Source organism: Ralstonia sp. GX3-BWBA, from assembly GCF_003290055.1.
In the GTDB taxonomy this organism is placed as follows: Bacteria; Pseudomonadota; Gammaproteobacteria; order Burkholderiales; family Burkholderiaceae; genus Ralstonia; species Ralstonia holmesii.
This window is the reverse complement of the sequence record NZ_QMKS01000009.1, coordinates 468,168-492,618: the sequence shown is the minus strand read 5'-3', so window position 1 is coordinate 492,618 and position 24,451 is coordinate 468,168. Positions and strand designations below refer to the sequence as shown.

General features: G+C 59.6%; 21 protein-coding genes and 2 tRNA genes. 15 read left to right on the top strand and 8 right to left on the bottom strand.

All coding sequences use genetic code 11. The features are described 5' to 3' along the window. Positions 1–101: 101 nt before the first annotated feature. Positions 102–1,295: an elongation factor P maturation arginine rhamnosyltransferase EarP gene (gene earP, locus DOD19_RS09885; RefSeq protein ID WP_112185264.1), complete on the bottom strand. Its 1,194-nt coding sequence runs from the start codon at positions 1,293–1,295 to the stop codon at positions 102–104. Positions 1,296–1,386: 91 nt separating this feature from the next. On the opposite strand from earP, the gene uvrC reads away from it, so the two are divergent. The 5 genes from uvrC (at position 1,387) to DOD19_RS09860 (ending at position 6,513) form a co-directional block, all read left to right on the top strand. Further along, positions 1,387–3,360, top strand: coding sequence for an excinuclease ABC subunit UvrC (gene uvrC / locus DOD19_RS09880; RefSeq protein WP_024976092.1), 1,974 nt, complete (start codon positions 1,387–1,389; stop codon positions 3,358–3,360). A gap of 67 nt (positions 3,361–3,427) precedes the next feature. Beyond that, entirely contained in the window at positions 3,428–4,003 is a 576-nt protein-coding gene (pgsA, locus tag DOD19_RS09875) for a CDP-diacylglycerol--glycerol-3-phosphate 3-phosphatidyltransferase (protein ID WP_004635606.1), read from the top strand. A gap of 135 nt (positions 4,004–4,138) precedes the next feature. Next, positions 4,139–4,214, top strand: a tRNA-Gly gene (locus tag DOD19_RS09870). A gap of 53 nt (positions 4,215–4,267) precedes the next feature. Further along, positions 4,268–4,343: transfer RNA gene (locus DOD19_RS09865), tRNA-Gly, on the top strand. A gap of 226 nt (positions 4,344–4,569) precedes the next feature. Beyond that, positions 4,570–6,513 (top strand): integrase arm-type DNA-binding domain-containing protein, encoded by a 1,944-nt coding sequence (locus tag DOD19_RS09860; RefSeq protein ID WP_009876631.1) that lies wholly within the window; start codon positions 4,570–4,572, stop codon positions 6,511–6,513. Between the two features lie 37 nt (positions 6,514–6,550). Here the strand turns inward: DOD19_RS09860 and DOD19_RS09855 are convergent, their stop codons facing one another. Beyond that, a complete protein-coding gene (locus tag DOD19_RS09855; protein WP_020924940.1) occupies positions 6,551–7,519 on the bottom strand; it encodes a Dyp-type peroxidase in 969 nt (322 codons plus the stop codon). Between the two features lie 118 nt (positions 7,520–7,637). Beyond that, positions 7,638–8,291: a substrate-binding domain-containing protein gene (locus tag DOD19_RS09850; protein ID WP_023106332.1), complete on the bottom strand. Its 654-nt coding sequence runs from the start codon at positions 8,289–8,291 to the stop codon at positions 7,638–7,640. Positions 8,292–8,410: 119 nt separating this feature from the next. Between DOD19_RS09850 and DOD19_RS09845 the strand changes: the two genes are divergently transcribed. Next, positions 8,411–8,704 carry a helix-turn-helix transcriptional regulator gene (locus tag DOD19_RS09845; RefSeq protein WP_009459591.1) on the top strand — a complete coding sequence of 98 codons (294 nt, stop codon included), beginning with the start codon at positions 8,411–8,413 and terminating at the stop codon, positions 8,702–8,704. 22 nt (positions 8,705–8,726) lie between these two features. Here the strand turns inward: DOD19_RS09845 and DOD19_RS09840 are convergent, their stop codons facing one another. From DOD19_RS09840 to DOD19_RS09830, 3 genes are all read right to left on the bottom strand, one after another. Next, positions 8,727–9,617, bottom strand: a complete 891-nt coding sequence (locus DOD19_RS09840) for a LysR family transcriptional regulator (RefSeq protein ID WP_023103878.1) — start codon at positions 9,615–9,617, stop codon at positions 8,727–8,729. A gap of 469 nt (positions 9,618–10,086) precedes the next feature. Beyond that, positions 10,087–11,253, bottom strand: a complete 1,167-nt coding sequence (locus DOD19_RS09835; RefSeq protein WP_020924942.1) for a glutathione-independent formaldehyde dehydrogenase — start codon at positions 11,251–11,253, stop codon at positions 10,087–10,089. Positions 11,254–11,767: 514 nt separating this feature from the next. Further along, positions 11,768–12,709, bottom strand: a complete 942-nt coding sequence (locus tag DOD19_RS09830) for a LysR family transcriptional regulator (RefSeq protein ID WP_112185262.1) — start codon at positions 12,707–12,709, stop codon at positions 11,768–11,770. A 484-nt stretch (positions 12,710–13,193) separates the two neighbouring features. On the opposite strand from DOD19_RS09830, the gene DOD19_RS09825 reads away from it, so the two are divergent. Beyond that, entirely contained in the window at positions 13,194–13,625 is a 432-nt protein-coding gene (locus DOD19_RS09825; protein WP_023835768.1) for a DUF488 domain-containing protein, read from the top strand. A 257-nt stretch (positions 13,626–13,882) separates the two neighbouring features. Here DOD19_RS09825 and DOD19_RS09820 read toward each other — a convergent pair whose 3' ends face one another. Beyond that, positions 13,883–15,154: an IS4-like element ISPa45 family transposase gene (locus DOD19_RS09820; RefSeq protein WP_020924943.1), complete on the bottom strand. Its 1,272-nt coding sequence runs from the start codon at positions 15,152–15,154 to the stop codon at positions 13,883–13,885. A 493-nt stretch (positions 15,155–15,647) separates the two neighbouring features. Here DOD19_RS09820 and uvrB point away from each other — a divergent pair, with 493 nt between their 5' ends. Further along, on the top strand, positions 15,648–17,624 hold the full coding sequence (uvrB, locus tag DOD19_RS09810) for an excinuclease ABC subunit UvrB (RefSeq protein WP_020924944.1): 1,977 nt from the start codon (positions 15,648–15,650) through the stop codon (positions 17,622–17,624). 150 nt (positions 17,625–17,774) lie between these two features. Here uvrB and DOD19_RS09805 read toward each other — a convergent pair whose 3' ends face one another. After that, positions 17,775–18,680: a LysR family transcriptional regulator gene (locus tag DOD19_RS09805; protein WP_020924945.1), complete on the bottom strand. Its 906-nt coding sequence runs from the start codon at positions 18,678–18,680 to the stop codon at positions 17,775–17,777. A 154-nt stretch (positions 18,681–18,834) separates the two neighbouring features. On the opposite strand from DOD19_RS09805, the gene DOD19_RS09800 reads away from it, so the two are divergent. From DOD19_RS09800 to DOD19_RS09770, 7 genes are all read left to right on the top strand, one after another. Continuing rightward, entirely contained in the window at positions 18,835–19,242 is a 408-nt protein-coding gene (locus DOD19_RS09800; RefSeq protein ID WP_017514126.1) for a ketosteroid isomerase-related protein, read from the top strand. Position 19,243: 1 nt separating this feature from the next. After that, entirely contained in the window at positions 19,244–19,852 is a 609-nt protein-coding gene (locus DOD19_RS09795) for a GNAT family N-acetyltransferase (RefSeq protein WP_007182546.1), read from the top strand. Beyond that, the gene (locus DOD19_RS09790; RefSeq protein WP_007182547.1) at positions 19,849–20,739 is read left to right on the top strand and encodes a carbon-nitrogen hydrolase family protein; all 891 of its coding nucleotides are present in this window, start codon (positions 19,849–19,851) and stop codon (positions 20,737–20,739) included. Before DOD19_RS09795 ends, DOD19_RS09790 begins: the two co-directional genes overlap by 4 nt. A gap of 282 nt (positions 20,740–21,021) precedes the next feature. Further along, positions 21,022–21,297 (top strand): formaldehyde-responsive transcriptional repressor FrmR, encoded by a 276-nt coding sequence (gene frmR / locus DOD19_RS09785; RefSeq protein WP_007182548.1) that lies wholly within the window; start codon positions 21,022–21,024, stop codon positions 21,295–21,297. Positions 21,298–21,356: 59 nt separating this feature from the next. Then, positions 21,357–22,466: an S-(hydroxymethyl)glutathione dehydrogenase/class III alcohol dehydrogenase gene (locus DOD19_RS09780; RefSeq protein WP_007182549.1), complete on the top strand. Its 1,110-nt coding sequence runs from the start codon at positions 21,357–21,359 to the stop codon at positions 22,464–22,466. Between the two features lie 43 nt (positions 22,467–22,509). Continuing rightward, the gene (locus DOD19_RS09775) at positions 22,510–22,908 is read left to right on the top strand and encodes a VOC family protein (RefSeq protein ID WP_006402499.1); all 399 of its coding nucleotides are present in this window, start codon (positions 22,510–22,512) and stop codon (positions 22,906–22,908) included. 182 nt (positions 22,909–23,090) lie between these two features. Beyond that, on the top strand, positions 23,091–24,425 hold the full coding sequence (locus DOD19_RS09770; protein ID WP_023106334.1) for a DUF3422 family protein: 1,335 nt from the start codon (positions 23,091–23,093) through the stop codon (positions 24,423–24,425). The last annotated feature ends 26 nt before the right edge of the window (positions 24,426–24,451 follow it).

The window sequence follows — 24,451 nt, the reverse complement described above, 5'->3', positions numbered from 1 at the left end:
AGTAAGAGGGTTCGATGCGCGCCAAGCAACGAAGCACCGCGCGATACCCTCCGGGCCGCGCGAACCAGGTCAGAGCCGGGGGTCGCATACAGATCAGCCCGCTATTTTACCTGTTTTTGGCAAAATGCCACCAAATTCGCGGCGAGATCGCCTAGTTGCATCAAGCTTTGTTCCCAGGTGACGGCCCGTGCGCGCAGGCGCGCCGCCGTAGCTGCAAAGTGCGCCCAGTTGAGTGATGCGGGCGCACCATTCCAGGCGTGCCAGAAGGCGACGAGCGCCTTGGCGTCGGCCTCTGCCAGGGCGGTGGTATAGCGCGCCAGAAAGGCGTCCAGCTTCGTGAGGTGCACCTCGTCGCTTTGAGGATAGATGTGCCAGACAAAGGGCTTCAGCGCCCATTGGGCGCGCACGAATGAGTCTTCTCCGCGCACGAAATTGATGTCGCACGCCCAGAGCAGCGGGTCGTAGTGCTCGTGTGGCACGAACGGCACGACCGCCGCGCTCAGGTTGCCGCGCGTCCAGCGGGCGCCCGTCTTGGCGCCACGGGCGTCACCCAACAGCTCGGCGATCTGCTGGGCGGCCAAGCCTTCCGGGACTAGGCAAATCACCGGCTGGGGCGACGCCTCCCATTGAGCGACCAGCGTTGGCAGTGCCGGGTTGGCATAGGCGAACAGGCTCACGCGCAGGGCGTCAGGGCTGTCGCGCATCAGGTCGTCGACGCCAAGCCGGTGCCACAACGCCTGGTGGGCGGCGGGGCTCGCCTCGAACGTCTTGCGTTGGGCGCCCAGATGCGATTCCCGCAGGACGCCGCCGGTGTTGCGGGCGAAGCCGGGGAAAAAGAAGTGTTTGACGAGCGGCAGCCGCATATGTGGCGACTGCATCGCGTGATGCTCGGAGACCCAGTTCTCGGCGCTCAGGTATTCGAGGTTGATCCAAACCGGCGCCGATCCTTGGGATGCCCGCTCGGCCATGAGCTTCAGCATGGGCTCGGGGACGGCGCATGCGAAGGCGCCGATCACCACGTCGTGCAGCGCGGGGTGCGCGTCGGCAGCGAGCAGGCTGGCGGCCTGCGCATCGTCAACCCAGTGGCGAATGTCCACGCCCGAGACGCGCTGCGCATCGGCCTTTGCGTCAACAGTGGGGCAGATCTTTTCGAATGAGCGAAGGTCGTCGACCCACAGGCGGACGGTGTGCCCGTGCTCCTGCACAAGCTGGCGAGCCAGTCGCCAGCAGACGCCAATGTCGCCGTAGTTGTCGACGACGCGGCAGAAGAGATCCCAGGATGTGATGGTGCGCATGCAGGAAGGCTAGCCGGACAGCGAAGAAGATGGGCCGACATTGTAGTCGGCGGCTTGTTCTACACTGACGGCCTCTGATCCAGCGAACGCCATGTCGTCCGACCCCACGCAACCCCAGCCCTCCGAGACGCCCGAGAGCGTCAAGCCCAGCGCGCCTGCAAACGTGCCCGAGTTCGACGCGAAAGCGCACATCGCGCGCCTGCCGAACCTGCCCGGCGTGTATCGCTACTTTGATGCGCAGGGCAACGTGCTCTATGTGGGCAAGGCACGCGACCTCAAGAAGCGCGTGTCGAGCTACTTCAACAAAACGCTGCTTTCGCCGCGCATCGCGATGATGGTGGCGAAGATCGCGCGCATCGATACCACGGTCGTGCGCAGCGAGGCCGAAGCGCTGCTGCTCGAGAACAACCTCATCAAGGCGCTGGCGCCGCGCTACAACATCCTGTTTCGCGACGATAAGTCGTATCCGTATCTGAAGCTCACGCAGCACGCGTATCCGCGCATGGCGTATTACCGCGGCGCGACCGACCGCAGGCATCAGTATTTCGGCCCATTCCCGAGTGCGCATGCCGTGCGCGAGAGCATGCAGATTCTGCAGAAGGTGTTCCAACTCCGCACGTGCGAAGACACGGTCTTCAACAACCGCACGCGGCCGTGCCTGCTGCATCAGATCCATCGCTGCAGCGGCCCGTGTGTACAGGCGATCAGTGCAGAGGATTACGCACGCGACGTCGCCAACGCGGCCGGTTTCCTGCAAGGCCGTCAGGACGAAGTCATGCAGACGCTGCAGGACAAGATGCAGCGCTACGCCGAGTCGCTGGAGTTCGAGCAAGCCGCCATCGTGCGAGACCAGATCGGCGCATTGTCGACGGTGCTCAAGCAGCAGTCGGTGGAAGAAGTCGGCCATGCCAGCGACATCGACATCCTGGCGGTTGCCATCAAGGGCGGCCACGCCTGCGTGAACCTCGCGATGGTGCGCGGCGGGCGCCATCTGGGTGACAAGGCTTACTTCCCCACGCACGTGGAAGAGGGCGCCGCCATTGTCGGCGTGGATGTCGAAGCCGACGGTGAGGCTGCCGCAGAGATAGCACGCGATGCCGAACGCATGGCCAGCGACATCCTCGAAGCCTTCGTTGCGCAGCACTATCTCGATCAGTTTGTGCCGCCAGTGTTGGTGGTCAGTCATCAGATTCACGCAACCGAGTTGATCGACACGTTGGCCGAGCAGGCCGGGCGTCGCGTTTCGGTTGTGCGCCAGCCACAGGGCGGGCGCCGCGCGTGGCTGGAGATGGCGGAGAAGGGCGCCGAGCTGTCGCTGATGCGCCGGCTTTCCGAGCAAGGCAGCCAGCAGGCCCGCACACTCGCGCTGGCCGAGACCATCGGCATTGACCTCGAAGACCTGGCCGCGCTGCGCGTCGAGTGCTTCGACATCAGCCACACCGCCGGTGAGGCCACGCAAGCCTCGTGCGTGGTTTTCCACAGCCACGCCATGCAAAACAGCGAGTACCGCCGGTACAACATTCAGGACATCACCCCGGGCGACGACTACGCGGCCATGCGGCAAGTCCTCACACGCCGCTATCAAAAGATCGTCGAGCAGGCTGGCGAAGACACCCCGAACATGCCCGGCATTGTGCTGATCGACGGCGGCAAGGGGCAGGTGGAAGTCGCGCGCCAGGTCTTTGAGGAGCTGGGGCTGGATATTGGATTGCTCGTCGGCGTGGCCAAGGGAGAGGGGCGCAAGGTCGGCCTGGAAACGCTCATCTTCGCCGATGGCCGTCCGTCACTGGAGTTGGGGCAGGGCAGCGCCGCACTGATGCTCGTCGCGCAGATTCGCGACGAAGCGCACCGCTTTGCCATCACCGGCATGCGTGCCAAGCGGGCCAAGGCGCGCAATACGTCGCGGCTGGAAGAGATCGAAGGCATAGGCGCCAAGCGCCGGCAGCGTTTGCTGGCGCGCTTTGGTGGCCTGCGTGGCGTGATGGCCGCAAGCGTCGACGAACTCGCCACGGTGGAAGGTATCTCGCAGACTCTGGCCGAAGAAATCTACCGTCAGTTGCATTGATCGGCGACAATGCCCCATCTTGTCGCGTTGGTTTGCGCTTGCGCGGCGGTTGTCCTCTCGATTTGCCATGCCTTTCAACTTCCCGATCCTCCTGACCTGGTTGCGTGTGGCCATGATCCCGCTGGTGGTGGGCGTGTTCTACGTGCCGGACACCTGGATGGCACTGCCCGCCAAGAACCTGACGGCTGCGGTGTTCTTCATCGTTGCAAGCCTCACCGATTGGTTCGACGGCTTTCTTGCCCGCCGCTGGAACCAGACCTCTGCTTTCGGAGCCTTCCTCGATCCGGTGGCCGACAAGCTGATGGTGGCCGCCGCGCTGCTGGTGCTGCTGTCATTGGGCCGCGTGTCCGACGTCATCGCACTCGTCATCATTGGCCGTGAGATCACCATCTCTGCCCTGCGTGAGTGGATGGCGCAAATTGGCGCGTCGAAGAGCGTGGCCGTCAACTTCCTCGGCAAGCTGAAGACGACCTTCCAGATGATCGCGATTCCGTTGCTGCTGTTCGAGGGTCGCCTGTTCGGCATGATCGATGCGCAGGTGTGGGGCACGTGGCTGATTTACGTGGCGGCGGTGCTCACGCTGTGGTCGATGGCGTACTACATGAAGCTCGCCTGGCCACAGATTCGCGAGCGCGCAAAATGAGCCTGTAAAAACTCTTGCGCAAAACTGTTGACGAGGACGAGCTTTCTTTGCCATAATTTCGTTCTCGCGTTGCAGTGATGTGACGCAAACGGTCTGGCAGCACAAAGGTTGTACGGCAGTGCTGATAGCCAAAATGCGGGAATAGCTCAGTTGGTAGAGCGCAACCTTGCCAAGGTTGAGGTCGCGAGTTCGAGCCTCGTTTCCCGCTCCAGTTTGAAATGTGTGGCCGTGTTGATGTGATGGCACGGCGGCATAACCGGTTACGCGGGAATAGCTCAGTTGGTAGAGCGCAACCTTGCCAAGGTTGAGGTCGCGAGTTCGAGCCTCGTTTCCCGCTCCAAATTTTGATCCACAGACTTCTACTGGGGTCTGTAGGTCATTGAAAAAAGGAGCTTCGGCTCCTTTTTTCATTCCAGCGAGTGCCACGGAAATCCACCCACAGCTACCGTTTTTGAGTGACCAAATAAGGCACAAGAATACGGGTGGGTCGGCTACCGGATAGTTGCTGGGGCTGAGCGGGGACCATGACGAGCATAGGGCCTAAGTCATTACTTAGGAGTCTCGAAATGGCGCTCTCTGATCTGACCGTCCGGCAGGCGAAGACCACCGGAAAACGCTACACCCTCTCCGACAACGACTGCCTGGGCCTGATGGTCTCAGCCGCAGGCGGCAAGTCATGGCAATTCCGCTACTACTGGCTGGGCAAGCAAAAGCGCCTGTGCCTGGGCGGCTATCCTGCTCTCAGCCTGCGCGAGGCCCGGATCGAGCGAGACAAGGCCCAGGCCCTGCTCGCCAGGGGGATCGATCCTCAGGTCGAGCGCGACCAGAAACGGCACGCGGCCAAGCTGGCGGGCGAATACACCTTCAAGACCGTCTTCGATGCCTGGGTCGAGCATCGCCGCAAGGAACTCAAGGAAGGCCGTCAAAGCACGCTGTCGCAGATCCTGCGCATCTTCAACAAGGACGTGTTGCCCACCCTGGGAAGAATGTCGATCTACGACATTCGCCGCCCCCAACTCCTGGGCGTCTTGGCGGCGATCGAGAAACGCAAGGCGTTCACCACCGCCGAGAAGGTCCGCACCTGGTTCAACCAGTTGTTCCGCTATGCCCTGGTCATTGCCGAGGGGTTGGAAGTCAACCCGGCCGCCGACCTGGACGTGGTGGCAGAGCCCAAGCCCCCCGTAGCCCACAATCCCTACCTGCACCTGCCCGAGATGCCCGAGTTCCTCCAGAAGCTCCGGCTCTACAACCCCCGTGGCTGGCAGACCCAGCTTGGCGTCCGGCTGCTGTTCCTGACCGGGGTGCGCACCGGCGAACTGCGATTGGCCGAACCCGAACAGTTCGACCTCGACAGGGGCTTGTGGATCATCCCACCGCAGATCGTCAAGCAGCTCCAGGATGAAATGCGCAAGGCAGGGAAGCGGCCGCAGGATGTGCCCCCCTATATCGTGCCGCTATCCCTGCAGGCCATCGAGATCGTGCGCTATCTCCTGGGGGTGATGCGGCCGGCGCAGAAGTACTTGCTGTCACACCGCAGCGAACTCAAGAAGCGCATCAGCGAGAACACCCTCAACAAGGCCGTGCAGCTCATGGGCTATGAGGGGCGCCTGACCGGCCACGGCATCCGCGGCACTATCTCGACGGCGCTCAACGAGATTGGCTACCCGAAGATTTGGGTGGACGCGCAGCTTTCCCATTCCGACCCCAACAAGGTGAGTTCGTCCTACAACCACGCCAAGTACGTTGAGCCGCGCCGTCGGATGATGCAGGACTGGGCCGATCGGCTCGACCTGCTCGAACAGGGCGAAGTGGAAGCCGCGAGCGCGCATCTGACCATCCGTATCGACGGGGTGCCGGCGATGGCAGAAGTGGAGGAAGCGGTGGATGCGACCCTCGCGATGGCCGAGCCCACTCCTCCCGGCGTCCCGCCCGTCGTGGCCACGCCTATTGTCGTAACCCCGAGCAACGGCGGCATCACGTTCCAGCGGCTGTCTCAGGTACCGCCGCCTCCGACGCATGCCCCAGAGCCGGAAGTGTCCGCGATCCAGCGCGAGCGCGAGGAAATGCTGACCATCTACGAGTCTCCAAGCAGCTTGCCGGTCCCGCTGTTCGGCAAGCTGGCCGGAAAGTCCAAGGACCAGATCAACCGCGAACTGAAAGCGGGCAAGTTGCTGTCCATCAGTTTGGGCAATCGGGGGCAGCGTGTTCCCGATTGGCAACTGGTGCCGCTCAAGCACAAGCTGGCCCAGGTGCTCATGAACCAGTGCCCGCACGCGGATTCGTGGGATCTGTACCGCATGCTGACCCAGCCGCACCCTGACCTGGGGGACCGCGCGGCCATTGATGCGGTCACGCCGACCAACGTGCCGGCGATCATCCAGGTCATCATGGGCGACTACCAGCACTATGCGGATATGCCCGAGGCCATTGCCCCGTACCCCATCCCCGAGGATGTGCGGCAAAGCGTTCGTCGGCTGGTGGATAGCGCAGTAGTTCTAGACGGAGCATAGGGCTCTCAAACCTTGCAGGGGCCTTGCGGCCCCTGCATTACGCTTGCACCGCCTCCACGAGTTCGCTCAGCGTGCGCGGTGCGGGAGCGAAGAACACGGCGCCGGTGTGCGCCGTCGAGAAATCGAGCAGGCGGTCGTGCATGCCTGGCGGATCGCCGAGGAACATGCGCTCCAGCATCTTCTGCGTCACCCACAGATGCCTGGAGTAGCCGATGAAGTAGGTGCCATATTCGCCCTGGCCGGGGCGGCCGAAGGGCATGTTGTCGCGCAGGATGTCGTGCTCGGTGCCGTCGTCGTCCACGATCGTGGCGAGGGTCTTGTGCGATTTCTGGCCGCTCGTCGCGTCGGGCAATTCGACATTGCTGACGATCTCCCGGCCGATGATCCGCTCTTGCTCGTCCTTGGCGAGCCGAGCCCACGGCTGCATTTGGTGCAGATACTTCTGCACCACCAAGTAGCTGCCGCCGGCGAACGCCTGATCTTCACTGCCGACCAGCGTCGAGGCGCCGATGTCGTGCCCGGTCGGGTTGGCCGTGCCATCGACAAAGCCAAGCAGGTCGCGGGAGTCGAAGTAGCGAAAACCGACCACCTCGTCGGCCACCGTCACGCTGCTGCCCAGTTGGTCCAGCAGCAGGCGCTCGAATTCAAAACAGAGGTCCTCGCGTTCGGCACGGATGTGAAAGAACAGGTCGCCGGGCGTGGCAGGCGCGGTGTGCTTGGCACCCTCGATGGGCACGAAGGGCCGTAGTTCCTTCGGGCGCTTCCCGGTCTGGAAACGGTCCCATAGCGCCGATCCCAGTGCAGTGATGCACGACAGCCGGCCGTTGAGATCGCGGAAGCCCACCGTTTTGATCAGGTCGTCCAGCCCGTCCAAGACGCCGGCGACCGCCTGAAGGGCCTCGTGGCCCTCGGCGACTGTCAACGTGAGAAACACCGCCGCGCGCGACAGCGGCGCATCGATGCTTTGCGAGTCAATTGGTACTCGATCCCAACCACTTCCAACCATTCGTGCCTCCAAAGACCATGTTAATTCATCATATTGCCAGAGATGGAAGCGCTATCACTGGCGCGCTAACAGGCGCGTGCCGCTGCAATTACCCGCACGCAGCCTCGGCGAGAGCGGGCTATGGGGTATTCGAGCAAGCCGCCCTGTCCCTGGCAACCAGCATTGCCCTGTGCTCGAACCGCTCAGAAACAACATTGGCTCGTCCGTGGGGCCGCTGCAGATATGTCACGATCTCGTAGGGGCCGTCTGAAAGCGGTCGCATAGTGATCCCCCACGCATGGGCACGCTCAATGCGCGATTGCGCGGAGAGCCCCACTCCGTAGCCAGCGGTCACCCAAAGCGCCATCATCTCGAACGAAGTCACGTGCTGAATGCTCTGCTGGCTCAACGGAAGAAAGGACAGTCGCTGATCCAGCAGTAGGCAAGCCTCCGCCGGCCAGCGAAACACCGGATAGTCCAGAAGCTCGGCAAGCGTGATCTTCGCCTGGGCAACTAAGGGGGACCCCAGCGGCACTGCAACAGCCACGTTCTCCACCCAGAGCGGTTGGCTTTTCACGGCCGGAGCACCAGCGTTCCGAAGCGTCATTCCAGCGTCGTAGCGGCCTTCCTCAAGGCCCGTCAACAGATCATCGGCTGAGGTCTCAAAGAACGTGATGGTGACTTCTGGTTCCTCCGCGCGCTGTAGGGCAAGAAGCGTTGTGAGGCAAGAGGATGGCACTCCGGGCGCGATAGCAAGCCTGAAATGGGAAAACTGGCTGGTGGCGTCATGCATGAGGGCCCCCAATAAGCGATCTGTCCAGAAAGGCAAACCAGCGTTGCAGGAAAGAGTGAAGTTTAACGTCGTTATCTTTAACGTGGTTAATTGTGGCAGATTGTTTGACGCTTCTGCTAATGCAGAAATCAACAATTCAGCCAGGCCGTCCTTCTGGCACATCGACGTATGAATCCGAGTCGGCGTTAGCCTTCGGACAGGCCGTGCGCGCTGCGCGCGTCGCTCAAGGAGTCGCGCAAGACGAGTTCGCATCTCGGGCAAGCATTTCGCGTTCTCACATGGGTAAGATCGAGCGTGGTGAGCACGTGCCCACGCTTCCGCTCATACTGAAAATTTCTACGGCACTTGGAATAAGCGCGGCTGACCTGATGACGGCGACCGAACGCAATCTGCGTGCCGACACTGATCCCTGAGTGTCTAGCCTGCCAGGCTCCGTCAACCGTCCGAAGAGTCGCGAAGGCGAACGATAAATCGCTCCACCGAAGCCGATAAATTGCCGCCGTCGGGCCGAAGCAGGTAGGTGGTGATCACGGCAGAATCCATCGCCAAGGGGCGGATCACCACATCCGGCCGTTGGGAGATGGGAATCTTGGTCGCCGTCATGAAGCCGATGCCGTAGCCGGCGCCGACCAACGTGAGCATCATGTCCAGCGAGGACACTTCCTCGACAACATTCAGCTTGTGCTCCAACGTGTTGAGCAGCCGCTTGAGTTCGCGGCAATAGCCCTCGCATACCTGCGGGTCGCACAGGACAAGTGGATGGCCTTGAAGTTCTTGAAGTGGCACCTCCTTGTAGGTGAGCAATGAGTGACGAGCTGGCACCGCAATCACCAGCGGGTCGTGCCAGATTGGTTCGGCAGCGATACCGTCGCCGACATCGCCCGTGTGCGCGAACCCGATCATGAAGTCGCCCGAACGCAAGCCACGCACTTGCTCTGCCAGAGGCACTTCTGACAAGCGTATTTCGATCTCCGGCTCCTCGGCGCGGCAACGAGCCAGAAATGCCGACAGCCGTGGATCGATAGCCCCATCTGATACAGCGATGCGCAGGCTACCGCGCAAGCCCGATGCCACAGCCTTGGCATTTTCACGAGCCTGTTCCAGCACTGTGAATAGACGGCGAACATCTTGCAAGAAGACCGCGCCCGCCGCCGTTAGAACTGTTCCTCGTCGGTTTCGGTCGAAGAGCACTACGCCCAACTCGTCCTCAAGTTCCTTGATGGCTCGTGATAGCGGTGGTTGTTCGATATGCAGGCGCTCAGCCGCCCGCGTGAAATGTAGCTCCTCAGCAAGAACTACGAAGCAGCGAAGATGGCGCAGCTCCATAGGCCACCCTCCCGTTCCGACTTATCCAACACTGTGCTATCTCCCTATAGAAGTGACTGCCATTCTGGCGGCGGCGAGTTCGGCCACATCATTGGAAACTTCTGGCTGAATGAGCCAGGGCTGGGTTGACCGTGCGATGGCCCGAGGCAGGCACAACACCAGGCGAGCCTGTCAAGTCCGTGGGGTGATAAGGATCAGACGAAGGCTATCTCCAGCCACGCACGTCAATGGATGCCGTGCATCGTCCCCGTCTGACCCTTGGCCGATTGCGAACCAAGCGCTTGAACACGCTTGCGGTTGATCATCACCTGCGGATTGCTGAGGCTCTGCTCCTGGTCCGAGCCAAGGCAAGTACCCTGGGGCAGACGGCAAATGCCGGCGAAAATATTCGCCGGCTCCAGTTGCTGCCCGGAGAATGCCTCTCACCAGAAAGTGTGAGACATCCTGATGCTTAGCCCGCGCCGGATGCTTAATGCCGCACTGAACCATGCGGGTCAATGACGTACTTGTATGCAGAACCCGCGTCGAACTCTTTGTACGCGGCGGGCGCGTCTTCGAGCTTGATGAACTTAGTGTTCATCATCGGCGAAAGGTAAGGCATGCGATCGTTCAGTATCGCCCGCATTAACGCGTGGTTGTAGTTGGCCGTCGGAGATTGACCAGCCGACATTCGCGGCGACTTGATCCAGGCGTTGGACCATTCCAGATCCATATGGCCTTTCTTGGCTTTCGGGTCTTTCGAGATCGGGTTTGCGCAGTACACACCGACCGTACTGGTCATTCCGCCGAAGCGGACATATTTGAGCATTGCGTTGGTAACAGCGCTCTCCACGATCTTGTCAGCCTCCGCGCCAAACCCGCGGCAGTCCACACCAACATAGTCGATGACGCGATCCACCTCCCTGTGCCCGGTAATGCGTTCGAGATGCTCCTCGATCGGCACGCCGTCGGAAAGGTTGATGGTTTCCACGCCGTGTGGCTTGAGAAGGTCCAGCCGCTCTTGAATGTAATCGGCAACGATGATGGCGCCTGCACCCAGAAGTCTGGCGCAGGCGGCACCCGCTCTGCCGACCGGCCCGGCACCGAAGATCAGGATGTTTTCGCCGACGACGTAGGCCGGCGCGGCTGGCCAGTCTGGGCCAGCGAACCCATGGAAAGCTGTGGGTAATACGTCAGAGAGAAGGGTCAGGTCGCGGATTTTTTCCATGGCGGCATCCTTGTCAGGGAAGCGAAGGAGATTGAAATCCGCATACGGTACGAAGAGATAATCACCTTGCCCCCCCGTCCAGCCACCGAGGTTGAACCCGTAGGCTCCGCAGTCGATTTCGGGGTTGGTGTTCTCGCATACATCGGAGCGCATATGCTTGCAGTTGTAGCAACGCCCACACCCCACATTGAAGGGAACGGAAACGATGTCGCCCTTCTTCACGACTTCGACGTCTGATCCCACTTCGATCACTTCGCCGGTCATTTCATGGCCCATGGTCATTCCCTTGGGAACAGCAAACGAACCGCGATAAATGTGAAGGTCGCTGCCACAGATATTTGTGGTAACTATTTTGAGGATAGCGCCATGGGGTGCGCTTTTCCCTTGAGGGGTTATCAGCTCTGGAAATTTGAAGGTGTTGACCTTCATTTCCAAGGGCTTCTCGAAAGTCACGATTCGGTTACCGGTCGGAGTCATTTCGTCACCTCTGTGCGTTAATGTTTCCATCTTCTAAATCGAAGTGGGAAACGAAATTTACCGCTGTCAAGAAGAACGATCGTGGTATTGCCTAGCCGTTGGTCGCGTCTCCTTCTGCGGTCTTGACAGCATCGGATCAAGCTCAGAAGTGGTCAAACTGGAATAATCTATGTGCAGATAGGCACGATCTATCTACGCGGGATCGTCGAGCCGTGCTCGTCTCCTAGCCGGGAGAGGGCAACGATCATCGCTACATCGCGCCTCCTAGCTTGATCTAGGAACAGTCAGCTCGACCCAGCGAGACATGAGGAGGCCGCATGCAGCAGGTACTCCTGCCCCCCGAGTTGCCCCTGGACCTAGTGGCCTTCGATGGGTTGCTCAGCACGTGGCGCCTGTTAGCGGCGCACACGGCATGCCTGCAATCTTCGCCTGGTTGAAGCAATACAGAGTTGCTCTTCAAGACTCGCTATTTCAGGGGGCTTTGAGATGAGTCTGCTTTGGGCTGGAACCGACGATGGATCGATATAACGGATTGAAGAGTGGCGGCGAGTTCGGGGGTGTGCACCATTTCGAGCAATGCACGCGATGACGGTGCCTCGAACGCATTTTTCCCAGCAACGAATCCGACATTTGAGTGCGACATTGGTCCATTGATTGCGATTGCGTGGAGATTTGGAATGTGCGCGAGTTGGCCGGCGAGAGATTGCGGAAGAACTGCCGAATATTTTCCTGTCGCCACGTGTGCCGATAGCACGTCAATTGAATCAGTGCGAATAGTCTGCGCGGTACATTGCATCAGCCTATCTTGAATGGGTTCAGGTACTGCCGAGTTCAGCACGCAGAGTTGTCTATTGAGAACATGGTCCCACGTTGTGCTTCGGGGTTGCTGTGTTCTCGCGGCGTGAAAAAGGAAAATGCGTTCACGGTACAGAAGGTGAGTATCGAAGTCTTCCCCTGGGATATCCTCCAAATGCATGAGTGCGATATCCAAATTGTTTTCTCGAATCGCCTGTAGCAGGGAAGAAGCGCCGGAAACCAGAACTGATTGTTGAAGTAAGGGTGTTTTTTCAGCAAGGGCGATGCCTAATGTGGGCGCTACACCGGCAGTTCCTGGGAGTATCCCTAGCCGGAATTGCCCCTCTATACCTCGCCGTAGTGCGGAGAGTTCTCGCTCCAGCCCTTTGCAGTCGTCATACATCTGCTGAGCCCAAGACAGTACGCGCATCCCTTCAGAAGTGAGGCCGTCATAGCGTCGGCCATGACGCACGATCTCGACACCCATGTCTTCCTCCAATTGCTTAATGCCCGCGGAGAGTGTCGGCTGAGAAACATTGCAGCTTTTGGCCGCGTTGCCAAAATGGCCTTCACGGTGCAAAGCAAGCAAGTATTCAAAGTTTCTTACGATCATATATTTTCTTCTGATAAAGTTGATTGGATTTTATACTTTCACGAAAAACCCTGCGCACGCTTCGATCCGCGTCCAACCTTGGGCACGTAGCTGGCACGCATGAAAGGCTGCCGCGCGCAGTGTCCATACAGTAGGTTCGACTCGTCATCGACGGTCAGCACCACAACGCACGGGACAGCCAATAGCGCGAACACAGGTGCTTTGCGCTGTGGGCGAGTCGTCCTCATGTAGCTTAGCAGTTGGCGCGTTCTGGAAGGGAGTAAGCGTGAGTGGTGAGGCACGCAACCGCAAAAGGCGGTGCTAAGCTCTTGAGCTGTTCGGGTCGTGGCCGTTGAAGCGGCGAGAGAATGGAGCCTGCCATGGCCGTTGTGGCGCAGCTAGTACACCATGCCCCCAGCGTTTCCTTAGCTGCGATTGACGGGCATGCCTGGCGGTAGCTCAATAACAGCCATTTATGGATGAAGGAACGAGGGGAATAAGGCAGATGAAGATATTCACGATTGGATTCACTAAGACCTCCGCGCGGTCCTTCTTCACCAAGTTAAGTGCTTCTGGTGCCAAGCGCCTTGTCGATGTTCGCCTGAATAATGTTTCGCAATTGGCCGGATTCGCTAAACGCGAGGATCTTCGATATTTTTCCGAGGCGTTGTGTGGGATGGAATATGAACATCTACCAGCACTTGCTCCAACCAAAGACATGTTCGAGGAATATAAAATAAAAGGGGGAGATTGGGATATCTACGCCAGTAAATTTCTGGATTTAATGTCGTCCCGAAAGATTGAGTCAATCGATAAAGAAAAGATTGATAACAGTTGCCTGCTTTGCAGCGAAGACAAGCCCCATCACTGCCATCGGAGGCTAGTGGCCGAGTACCTTGCAGGCAAATGGCCGAATGTTGAGATCGTGCATCTTTAGAGGGGCGACGTAGCTCCCAATGTCATCAACTTAAGCCCCCAGCCCTGGCCGGGGCAAGAAATCCCGGGGCTTGGACGCGCGGTTGCAGCAGTGCCTTCACTGGTTTTGCTCCCCAGTTCAGCGCATGTGCGACCCAGACGCCAGCTTAATGGATGCCGGTTCGCCTCGGCGGGCGGGATTTCTCGTTTTCCGGGCGAGCGCGTGCCGGCCGCTGTCTGGCCAGCTTTTTTGCGGTGCAGTTCGGGTGCTGCTTGTTCTTAGCGCGTCGGTTTGTAGCCCTCGCAGCCGCGACTGGCCAGGCGCATACGCTGGCGCGGGAAGCTGCGGCCCGGGCGCACAGCGCTGAGGCTGTTGGCCATCAACTCCATCACGTTGGCCAGCCCCTGCACACCGGGGCGTACCAGCAGGTCGACCAGGGTGTTCTTGAGGCGTGACACCCCTTGGGTGAAGTTGACCTTCCAGCGCAGCTTGCGGCCTTTGTGGCGCTGCTCGATGACCGGTTGCAGCAGATGTTGCATCAGCAGCGCTAGGTTTTTCAGCAGTTGCCCGGCATGAAAGTCCTGCTTCACGGCCGTCACGCTACGGCCGCTAAAGTTGTCGAGGCAGAGGGTCTGCTTGAGGCGGCGGTAGTCCGTTTCGATGCCCCAGCGGCGGTGGTAAAGATCCGCGAACACCTCGGCCGGGAAGGCCTGTCGATCCAGCAGGGAGGTCAGCAGCACTTCGCTTTCACCGCTGGCTAGCTCGACCCGGATCAGGCGCAATTCGACCCGGCCCGCGGGATCGACGCCGGCCTCGGTACAGAACAGGCGCGCCTCGGGATGACTGGCAGAGAAGAACTGCGTGTCTTCTGTCTGCCCCGAGCGGAGAAACTGTTTGACCTGCGCGTTGTAGCCACACGGCAGGCGCATCAGGAAATGTCGCCGGTGCTGCTCGAACAGCGCAAACAGCCAGTGTCCGGGGTAGCCGCGATCAAACAACGTCAGGCTGTCAGCGGGCAGATGCTCGAGGTGCAGATGGGCGCAATCGCGCTCGCCGACTGCGGATGGCACGATCAGGCTGTGTAGCGTCTGGCCGTCGGCGACGTCGTAGAGCATGGACAGACGGGCAACGGGAAACTCGCTATGGCAGCCGAAAAAGCGCGTCATGACCGACTCCAGCGGTAAATGGACGGTCGAGCCGTCCACGGCGAGTACCCGTAACCCGCGCCACGTCTGGCGCAGCCCGAGGCTGTCGAGCTGTTGCTGAAGGGTTTGGTTGAGGCTCTCGAAGACCTCGGGCTTGAGCTTGCCGCGCGCCTTGCTGAAGGCCTGCGCGGTGACCACCTGGGTCTCGGCCGAGGCCTGGTTGAGCACGCGATAGAACTGATCGAGCTCGGTTTGCAGGGCGGTGCGTGGCTGATTGAGCAAAAACAGGACGAGGTTCTTGAAGGTCAGTTGGCGTCGGCGGGTAAAGTCGTGAGGGCGCTGGCGGTGGGTATCGATGAAGTCGGGACAATCGAGCTGACTGGTTATTTTTTGTACAATTTTCAAGCCAGGGTTTGCTGGGCGGTGTCAAACGGTGTGGAATGAGGGGCCAAAAGGGTTTCTCCTATGCGCTGAATTTAGCGCTAATTATATGATATTTATAGGAAAAATTCCTTAAGTTGATGACATTGACGTAGCTCCACGTTTCCAACGCCTCGTCTGGAGGGCTGAGAGAGACAAAGGCGCGTATCGGCGGGAGCCGGCGCCACACATTGGGCGTACAGAGCAACCTCGCCCGCCACGGCTCGATGTCAGCGCTCAACGAGGCGAGTGGCTCCAGGTGCATTGGCAGACGGGCCGCTGGCTGACGTCGTGGCGATCGGCGGATATGCACTGGGAAGCCCGCCCATGTGCTGGGCTATCATGTTGGCGACGCCTACGCCCAGGTGGGGCGCGGCAGGATCGCCGTCATTTACACCCCAGTTTGGTACTGCTATAGGTCTTCTGGAATAGCCGATACATCAGGACAAATTGAAGTAGCTCAATTAGGAGATATCTAATGTCAACCGGTATGTTTATTCTGCACTCCAACTATACGCCGGCGGGGGACCAGCCAGAGGCGATAGCGCGCCTGCTGTCGGACATAGAAGAAGGTGCGACGCACCAGACGCTGAAAGGTATCACCGGCTCAGGTAAGACCTTCACCATGGCCAATGTGATTCATCGTCTGAAGCGGCCTACGTTGATCTTGGCTCCTAACAAGACGTTGACCGCGCAGCTTTATGGTGAAATGAAGCACTTCTTTCCTGAGAACGCGGTCGAGTACTTCGTTTCCTACTACGATTATTTTCAGCCCGAAATCTATATGCCGGGCACCGATCGTTTCATTCCAAAGGACTCGGCCATCAATGACCACCTTGAGCGCCTGCGCCTGTCCACGACCAAATCCTTGATTGAGCGTCGTGACGTGATCGTCGTCGCTTCGGTGTCTTCAATCTACGGCCTGGGTGATCCAGATGCATACCGAGCGCTACAGATCGCTCTGTCCCCTGGGGTCAAACTAAACCAGAGAGAGCTAATTCGTCGCTTGGCTTTGCTGCAATATGATCGCACGGAGCGCACTCTCAAGCGTGCAACGTTCCGCGTCCAAGGTGATGTGATTGACATTTTCCCCGCTGATTCCGAGTACAGGGCGGTTCGGGTGGAACTGTTGGATGACACTGTTGCGTCTGTCCAATGGATGGACCCTGTTACCGGCAAGACGTTGGGAGAGATAGACCATTATTTGGTTTCGCCAAAAACGCTTTTCGCGCCGCCCACGAACAAAATAGATTCTGCATCCAAAAAGATACTCGCTGATATGGAAGAGCGGGTTGCCGAGCTGAACAGGAATAATCGCTTGGTCGAGGCAATCAGGCTGTACGAGCGGATCACGCATGACGTGGAAATGATGCGCGAGGTCGGCTATTGCTCGGGGATGGAGAATTATTCCTGCTACTTCAGCGACCGAGACGCAGCTTCTCCTCCGATCACGTTGCTGGATTATTTGCCGAAAGACGGGCTGCTGTTCGTCGATGAATCTCATGTCATGGTGCCACAGATATCCGCAATGTACCGGGGGGATCAGGCGCGCAAGGACACGCTGATCGATTACGGGTTCCGTTTGCCTTCATCGAAGAACAACCGGCCATTGAACTTTGACGAGTTCGAGAAGGTCAAGCCTCAGACCATCTTTGTTTCCGCTACTCCGGGCGACTACGAGCTGAGGGTGTCGAAAGGCAGGGTTGTCGAACAGGTTATCAGGCCAACGGGACTGCTTGACCCCAAGGTTGAAGTGCGGAAAGCGGATGGATACATAGATGACCTGCTTGCCGAAATATCGAAGTGCGTGAAGAGAAAGAATCGAGTGCTTGTGACTACGCTGACGAAGGTCAGTGCAGAAGAGCTAACGGATTTCTTGACGGACAACGGGATTCGAGCGCGCTACATGCATTCGGACATAAAAGCGGAGGATCGTGTTGAGATCATCAATGGCCTGCGCGCAGGAGAGTTCGATGTTTTGATTGGGATTAGTCTTTTGCGCGAAGGGCTGGATATTCCAGAGGCATCATTGGTTGCCATTCTCGATGCAGACCGTGCAGGGTTCTTGCGTTCGGCCCATGCGCTCATTCAGATGATCGGTCGAGTCGCTCGGAATGAAAACGGCAAGGCGATCTTGTACGCCGACGCGGTGACGCCGGCGATGAAGCAGGCGATCGATGAGACCAATAGGCGCAGGCAGCTTCAAATTGCCTTTAACGAGGAAAATGGGATTTCTCCAGCCTCGTCTGTGCGAAAACTAGCAGGGGAAGAGACGAATACGGAGGAGCCCACCGTTCATTCCGAGGCTTTCTGCGAGAACTTGTCCGACCTTTGCGATCAGATCACTGCCAAGGAACAGCAGCTACTCGAATTTACCGATACCGGTGACGAGCAGCGCGTCGAAGACATTCGTCGTCAGTTGGATGGGTTGTACCGGCAATTCATTTACATCTAATCGTTCGCCGGCATTGGGTTGCATGGCCGACCGATCTGCATCTGGGGCAAGCGGGCAGACGGTCGGTTCATCATTCAACCGGAGGGGTGAGCCGCCGAGGCTCAGTGCCCCGCTTTCCAAGATGTGTGCCCTACAGCGTCTTGCGACGTGTCAGCGCAAAGCTGGCAACGATCCAACGGCGACCAGCATTTCATCAAATACCGCTCGAACCCTTCCCGGAATGGGGCCACGCTGAGGCCGATAGACGTACAACCCCCATGCCGGAGGTTCTTCGTTCTCCAGCACTCGCACGAGCTTCCCGCTGGCAATGTAGGGGGCGGCCATGTAGTCCGCCAGTTGCGCGAACGCGATCCCGGCCAGCGCCGCTCCCATTTCCATGTCGGCATTGTCGGCGACGAGAGTGGGTGCGGTAGGTGTCCACTGGCGTCCCGCCTTGAAGTGCCAAGGCCAGGGACGGCCGGTATTGATATCCAAGGCCACGGTAACTGGCAGGCTGCTTAGCGCATCGATGTTTGCAGGTACGCCCACTTTCTTGATCAGGCGCGGAGCGGCAACGATGGGGAGTCTCATGTCGGCGGCCTTGCGTGCGACGAAGCGGCTATCGCGCATGAATCCGACCCTGATCCCGACGTCAATCCCTTCGTCAACCGTATTGCTGATGCGATCGGACAGGCGCACATCCAGCGTGATGCCGGGATGACGCGCGGCCACGCGCTCCAGTGCCGGTAGCACCGCTCTGGTGCCCAAGCTGTGCGGTGCGGTGATGCGAACCGTACCGGACAGAGAGGCCTGCTGGTCGGAGCTAGGCGTTCGCCACAGATCCTCGAACCGCTCCAATGCGGGGCGCACTTGGTCTAGCAGCCCTTCGCCGAAGGCGGTGATGCGCACCTGGCGCGTGCTTCGATGAAACAACACCTCGCCGTAGTGTTGCTCCAGTTGCTGGATGGCACGGGTTACACCTTGCGGAGAAGTCCCCAGCCGGACGGCCGCATCGCGAAAACTGCTGCTTTCGGCCGCCACCCGAAAGATGCGCAGTAGTTCCATTTCTTTGTTCATGACGCACGCCTCATGGCCGGTTTCGCTGCTCGTTAATTGTTCCAGATTGTGGAATTATAAAATCGCAACAATTCCATATACAAGGAGAGCGCGGTTGCCCAGACTGACAACACCCCGGAATGCTCCGCTCCGAACAACCCAACAAGGAACGCGAATGAACGCTGCGACTCTCATCACTGCCTACTACGACGCCTTCAACCGCGGCGACCGCGAGGCCATGCTGTCAATGTTGACCGATGACGTCGCGCACGACTTGAACCAGGGCGCTCGTGAGGTCGGTCGCGAAGCCTTCCGCGCCTTCCTGCAGCGCATGGACCGCTGCTATGGCGAGCAACTGCGCGGGATCGTGGTGATGGTCAGCGCCGACGGCCTGCGTGCAGGCGCGGAGTACGTGGTGCATGGCGAATACAAGGTGACGGACGACGGGCTGCCGGAAGCCCAGGGCCAGCGCTACGTGCTGCCGGGCGGCGCGTTCTTCGAGATCCGCGATGGCAAGATCGCTCGTGTCACCAACTACTACAACCTCGGCGACTGGATCGCACAGGTTGGAGGGGACGCCTGAAATGACCAGCGACGTGCAGGTGCTGGTTCGTCGTGGCCCGGACATTGCCGAATGGTTCGATGCCGTGGCAGGCCTGCGGGCGAGCGTCTTCCGCAGCTTTCCTTACCTGTACGAGGGCGACACCGAATACGAGAAGCACTACCTCGCCATGTACGCCCGTTCGGCAGACAGCCTGCTGGTACTCGCGCTCGCTGATGATGTGGTCGTGGGTGCGTCCACGGGGTTGCCGCTCGGCGATGCGGAGCCGGCCTTCCATGTGCCGTTCGCCGATCGAGGAATCCCGGTGGAGGCAGTGTTTTACTGTGGCGAATCAGTCCTGCTCCCGGCCTTCCGGGGCCTTGGCCTGGGCCATCGCTTCTTTGACGAGCGCGAAGCGCATGCCCGTTCGTTGGGCGGCATGCAGTGGGCATCGTTCGCGTCGGTGGATCGTGCAGACGACGATCTTCGGCGTCCTTCCAACTACCGCAGTAATGACCCCTTCTGGACCCGTCGCGGCTACGTGCGGCAGTCGGACATGAAGGTTACGCTGCCCTGGAAGCAGGTGGGTGAGCCGAGCGAAACCGAGCAGACGCTCACGATGTGGCTGCACTCCCTGGAGAACGCGAAATGAAAGTAGCAGTTGCGAAATACTCAGTGGGTCAGCCCGCGGGCTTCGAGGCATTTGCTGCGCGGCAGCGGCTGGTTCTGGAGGAGGCGCGCCGTGGCGGGGCGGAACTGGCCGTGTTGCCCGAGTATCTATCCCTCGAACTGGCTGCAACGTTCGAGCCTGGCATCCGCCATGATTTCAACGCCTCTCTGGCCGCGCTGCAGGCCTTGCAGCCTGCGTGGCTGGCACTGTATGCCGACCTGTCGCGCGAGTTGTGCATGACCATTCAGGCCGGTACGTTTTTGACCCAGGTTGGATTGGACCGCTACCGCAACCGGGCTTGGTGGTTTGCGCCTGACGGCACACGCGACTACCAAGACAAATTGCAGTTGACGGGGTTCGAGAAAGACGCCGGCGTCATCGAGGGTGGCGACGAACTGAAGGTGTTCGATTTGAAAGGCGTGCGTGCCGGCATCGCTGTTTGCTATGACAGTGAGTTTCCATTGCCCGTGCGAGCCCAGCGAGAGGCGGGAGTGCGCCTGCTGCTGGTCCCGAGCTGTACCGACACCCAAGCAGGTGCAACCCGGGTCCGTGTGGGCTGCATGGCGCGGGCACTGGAGAACCGAATGTTCATCGCGCAGGCCGTGACGACCGGAGCTGCTGACTGGAGCCCGGCGCTGGACACGAATACTGGCGAGGCCACGATCTATGCACCCATGGATCGCGGATTCCCGGAGGATGGCATTCTCGCGACGACTTGCGGCACGCAGACATGGGCGATTGCTGATCTGGACGTTGAAGCCCTCGAACGAAACCAGGAACAGGCCCAGGTTGCGGTCGATCGTGACTGGGACGGCCAGATGTTGCCTGCACTGAGGAAGGCTCGGTACTCGGGTCGTCAGGTCGCCTAGCCGGTCTCATCTTGATAGCTTCAGCTCGATGAGTTGGCTTAGATAGGCCATATCTATCTGCGCATAGATTTTTCCAGTTTGACCGGTTTTGAACTTGCCCCGATGCTGTCGATACATGCAAGAAATATTCATTGATTTGAATGTTTTGCGCTTCTTGGGAACAAATCTGTACTAGCCTGTAATAGTGCTCGAAGAGCACAGAATTTGTGGCGAAGTTCGGCCGCATATACTATGGTGGAGTATTGTATAATGCGGCGGTGTACCCAAGTAGAGAGGTGTTCGATGCCACACAGCCCGGAAGAAAAGAAGCAAGCCCTGACGCGCATCCGGCGCATCAAAGGTCAGGTAGCGACTCTTGAGCAAGCGCTCGATGCAGGTGCGGAATGCCCTGCAATTCTTCAGCAGCTTGCGGCCGTTCGTGGGGCAGTCAACGGATTGATGGCAACCGTTCTGGAGAGCTATCTGCGGGAAGAGTTTCCCAGTAGCGAAATCAGGAGCGATTCGCAGAACAAGTCCATTGACGAGACCATCTCTATCGTCCGCTCCTATCTGCGGTAGAGGCACCAGGGTGCCCTCGGTGAGGGCAAATTTAGTTAGCTAGTAAAGGAAGCGACATCATGAAATCACGTGCAGCAGTTGCCTTCGGGCCAGGAAAGCCGCTGGAAATCGTCGAGATCGACGTCGAGCCGCCGCGCAAGGGCGAGGTGCTCATCAAGATCACGAACACCGGCGTTTGCCATACCGACGCCTTCACCCTGTCGGGCGACGACCCCGAAGGTCTCTTCCCGGTCGTGCTGGGTCATGAAGGTGCGGGTATCGTCGTGGAGGTGGGTGAAGGTGTGACCAGCGTGAAGCCTGGCGATCACGTCATTCCCCTCTATACCGCCGAGTGCGGCGAGTGCCTGTTCTGCAAGTCCGGCAAGACCAACCTGTGTGTCGCGGTGCGCGCCACCCAGGGCAAGGGCGTGATGCCCGATGGCACCACCCGCTTCAGCTACAACGGCCAGCCGATCTACCACTACATGGGCTGCTCGACCTTCAGCGAATACACGGTGGTGGCCGAAGTCTCGCTGGCCAAGATCAACCCGGACGCCAATCCCGAGCATGTCTGCCTGCTGGGTTGCGGTGTGACCACCGGCATCGGCGCTGTTCACAACACGGCCAAGGTTCAGCCGGGTGACTCTGTGGCCATCTTCGGCCTCGGCGGCATCGGGCTCGCTGCGATTCAGGGGGCACGCCAGGCCAAGGCAGGTCGCATCATCGCCATCGACACCAATCCAGCGAAGTTCGAGCTGGCTCGTACCTTCGGCGCGACCGAATGCCTCAACCCGAAGGACTTCGACAAGCCGATTCACGAGGTTCTCATCGAGATGACCGGTTGGGGTGTCGATCACACCTTCGAGTGCATCGGCAACGTCAACGTGATGCGCTCGGCACTAGAAGCAGCACATCGTGGCTGGGGCCAGTCGATCGTCATCGGCGTGGCTGGTGCAGGCAAGGAAATTTCGACGCGCCCGTTCCAGTTGATCACCGGTCGCACCTGGAAGGGCTCGGCTTTCGGCGGGGTCAAGGGCCGCACTCAACTTCCCGGCATGGTGGAGGACGCAATGAAAGGCGAGATCGATCTCGCCCCGTTCGTCACCCACACCATGGGCCTCGACGACATCAACAAGGCCTTCGACCTGATGCATGAAGGCAAGTCGATTCGCACGGTGATCCACTACTGACCGCCCACTACCCATTCAACACCAACCACCAAGGAAATTAATCATGTCCACTCCTGTCATTTCTGGCGATGGCATCTTTTCGCACATTTTTATCGGCGCTGCCGACGTTCAGAAGTCGGTCGCGTTCTACGACGCCGCTCTGGGTGCTCTTGGCATCAAGAACCTCGGTCCTTTCAACAACGGATGGGTACTTTTCGGTCGCGAAAAGCCGGCTTTCATCATCGCCCGTCCGGGCAATGGTGAAGCGCCCTCCAGCAACGGCGTGACGATCGGCTTTGCGGCCGCCACTCCCGCCGAAGTGGATGCCTTCCATGCTGCCGGCCTTGCCGCAGGCGGCACCGACGAGGGCCAGCCTGGCGCACGTGGTCACCTGCCGGGTGCCTATGCGGCCTACCTGCGTGATCCGGCGGGCAACAAGGTCTGCTCGTACACCTTCGTCTGAAAGCAAGGAAGCTGAGGGCGTTCTGAAAGGGCCAGCACAAGCCTCTATACGGCGAGCCTATTAGACGGACCGTGTAGAGCGGTGCCTGCTCATGAAGATCGGCCCGCAGCCATGTGCGAAACGCATGGCTGCGGGCATTTGCTTTGAAGCGTGTTTTTCAACCAATGAGAAATGAGGTCGTTATGCAAGAGCCGGCCAACATCAATGCGACGACCGTACAACCCGCCCCGACCGCCACCGTGTACGGCATGCCGGCCTATGCCGATCGTGCTGCGGCCGTGGGTGAAGTGCATGCGCGCCCGCATCTGTTGATTCAGGCCCCCCGCGGCATATTGCAGCTCGCTTTCATGACCGAAGGCGATCAGGCCAGGGATCAGATGGCGATGAGTGAGTTGTCTCATCGCTTCGGCGTTGCCGAGCCCGACCACGCTACGCCGCTTCACGGCATGACATGGGATGAGGGAGACCTGCACTGTGAAAAGCACACCGAGTTCTCAACGTATCTCTGGTGCGCTTCGCTGGATTCCGAGACGGGAGAGCCGTGCGGCGAAAATCCGTTCAAGCATGGATTTGTTCCTCCCGGCCCGGTCGTATCCGGCATCCGTTTGAGACTTCTTCCATGGACGCCGGAAACGGAGAAGGAGGCCGATCGCTTCGATCCTGCCAGCCTGTGCTACTCGCTGGTGGAGAACGGCTCTGCCGCCATCCTCACCGACTTCCGACAGGATGAGGATGGCCTGACGCAGATCCTCGTCCTTGCCCGCGATTTGACCCCGGCGCGGGCGGGTGCGCTGGCTCAACGTCTGCTGGAGATCGAGACCTACCGTACCTTGGCGTTGCTGTCCTTGCCGTTGACGCGGTCGATGACGTCGGAGCTGCGGCGCATGGAGTCGCGCCTTGCGGCGATCACCGACGAGATGTGTACGAGCTTGGTGGAACGGCGCGACAGCGACGTGCTGCTGTCCGAATTGACCGGCCTGGCTGCCGAACTGGAAGCTGGCGTTGCGGCGAATCTCTATCGCTTCGGCGCCAGTCGTGCCTACTACGAGATCGTCGAGGAAAGGCTGGCAGCGCTTTCGGAAGAGGCCGTATCCGGGTACTGCACCTGGGCGGATTTCCTGCAGCGTCGCATCGCTCCCGCCATGCGGACATGCCAATCCGTAAAGGAGCGCCAGACCAAGCTCTCCGACAAGCTGACCCGGGCCATCGCGTTGCTGCGTTCCTGGATCGACGTCGAGCTTGAACGCCAGAACCGCGATCTGCTTGCGTCGATGAACAACCGGGCCAAGATGCAATTGCGCCTTCAGCAAACCGTCGAAGGCCTGTCGGTCGCGGCAATTTCTTATTACGTCGTGAGTCTTCTCGGCTATTTGCTCAAGGGCATTCCGATGGTTCACGACAGCGTGGCGCCGGTGATGGCGGTTCTGGTGCCTGCGGTGATGCTGACGATCTGGTGGATCGTGCGCAGGATCAGACACGCCCACGGCGACACGGCAGCGGAAGAGAAATCTTCCTGACGAGCTGCCGTCCTGGCGCGCGAGAG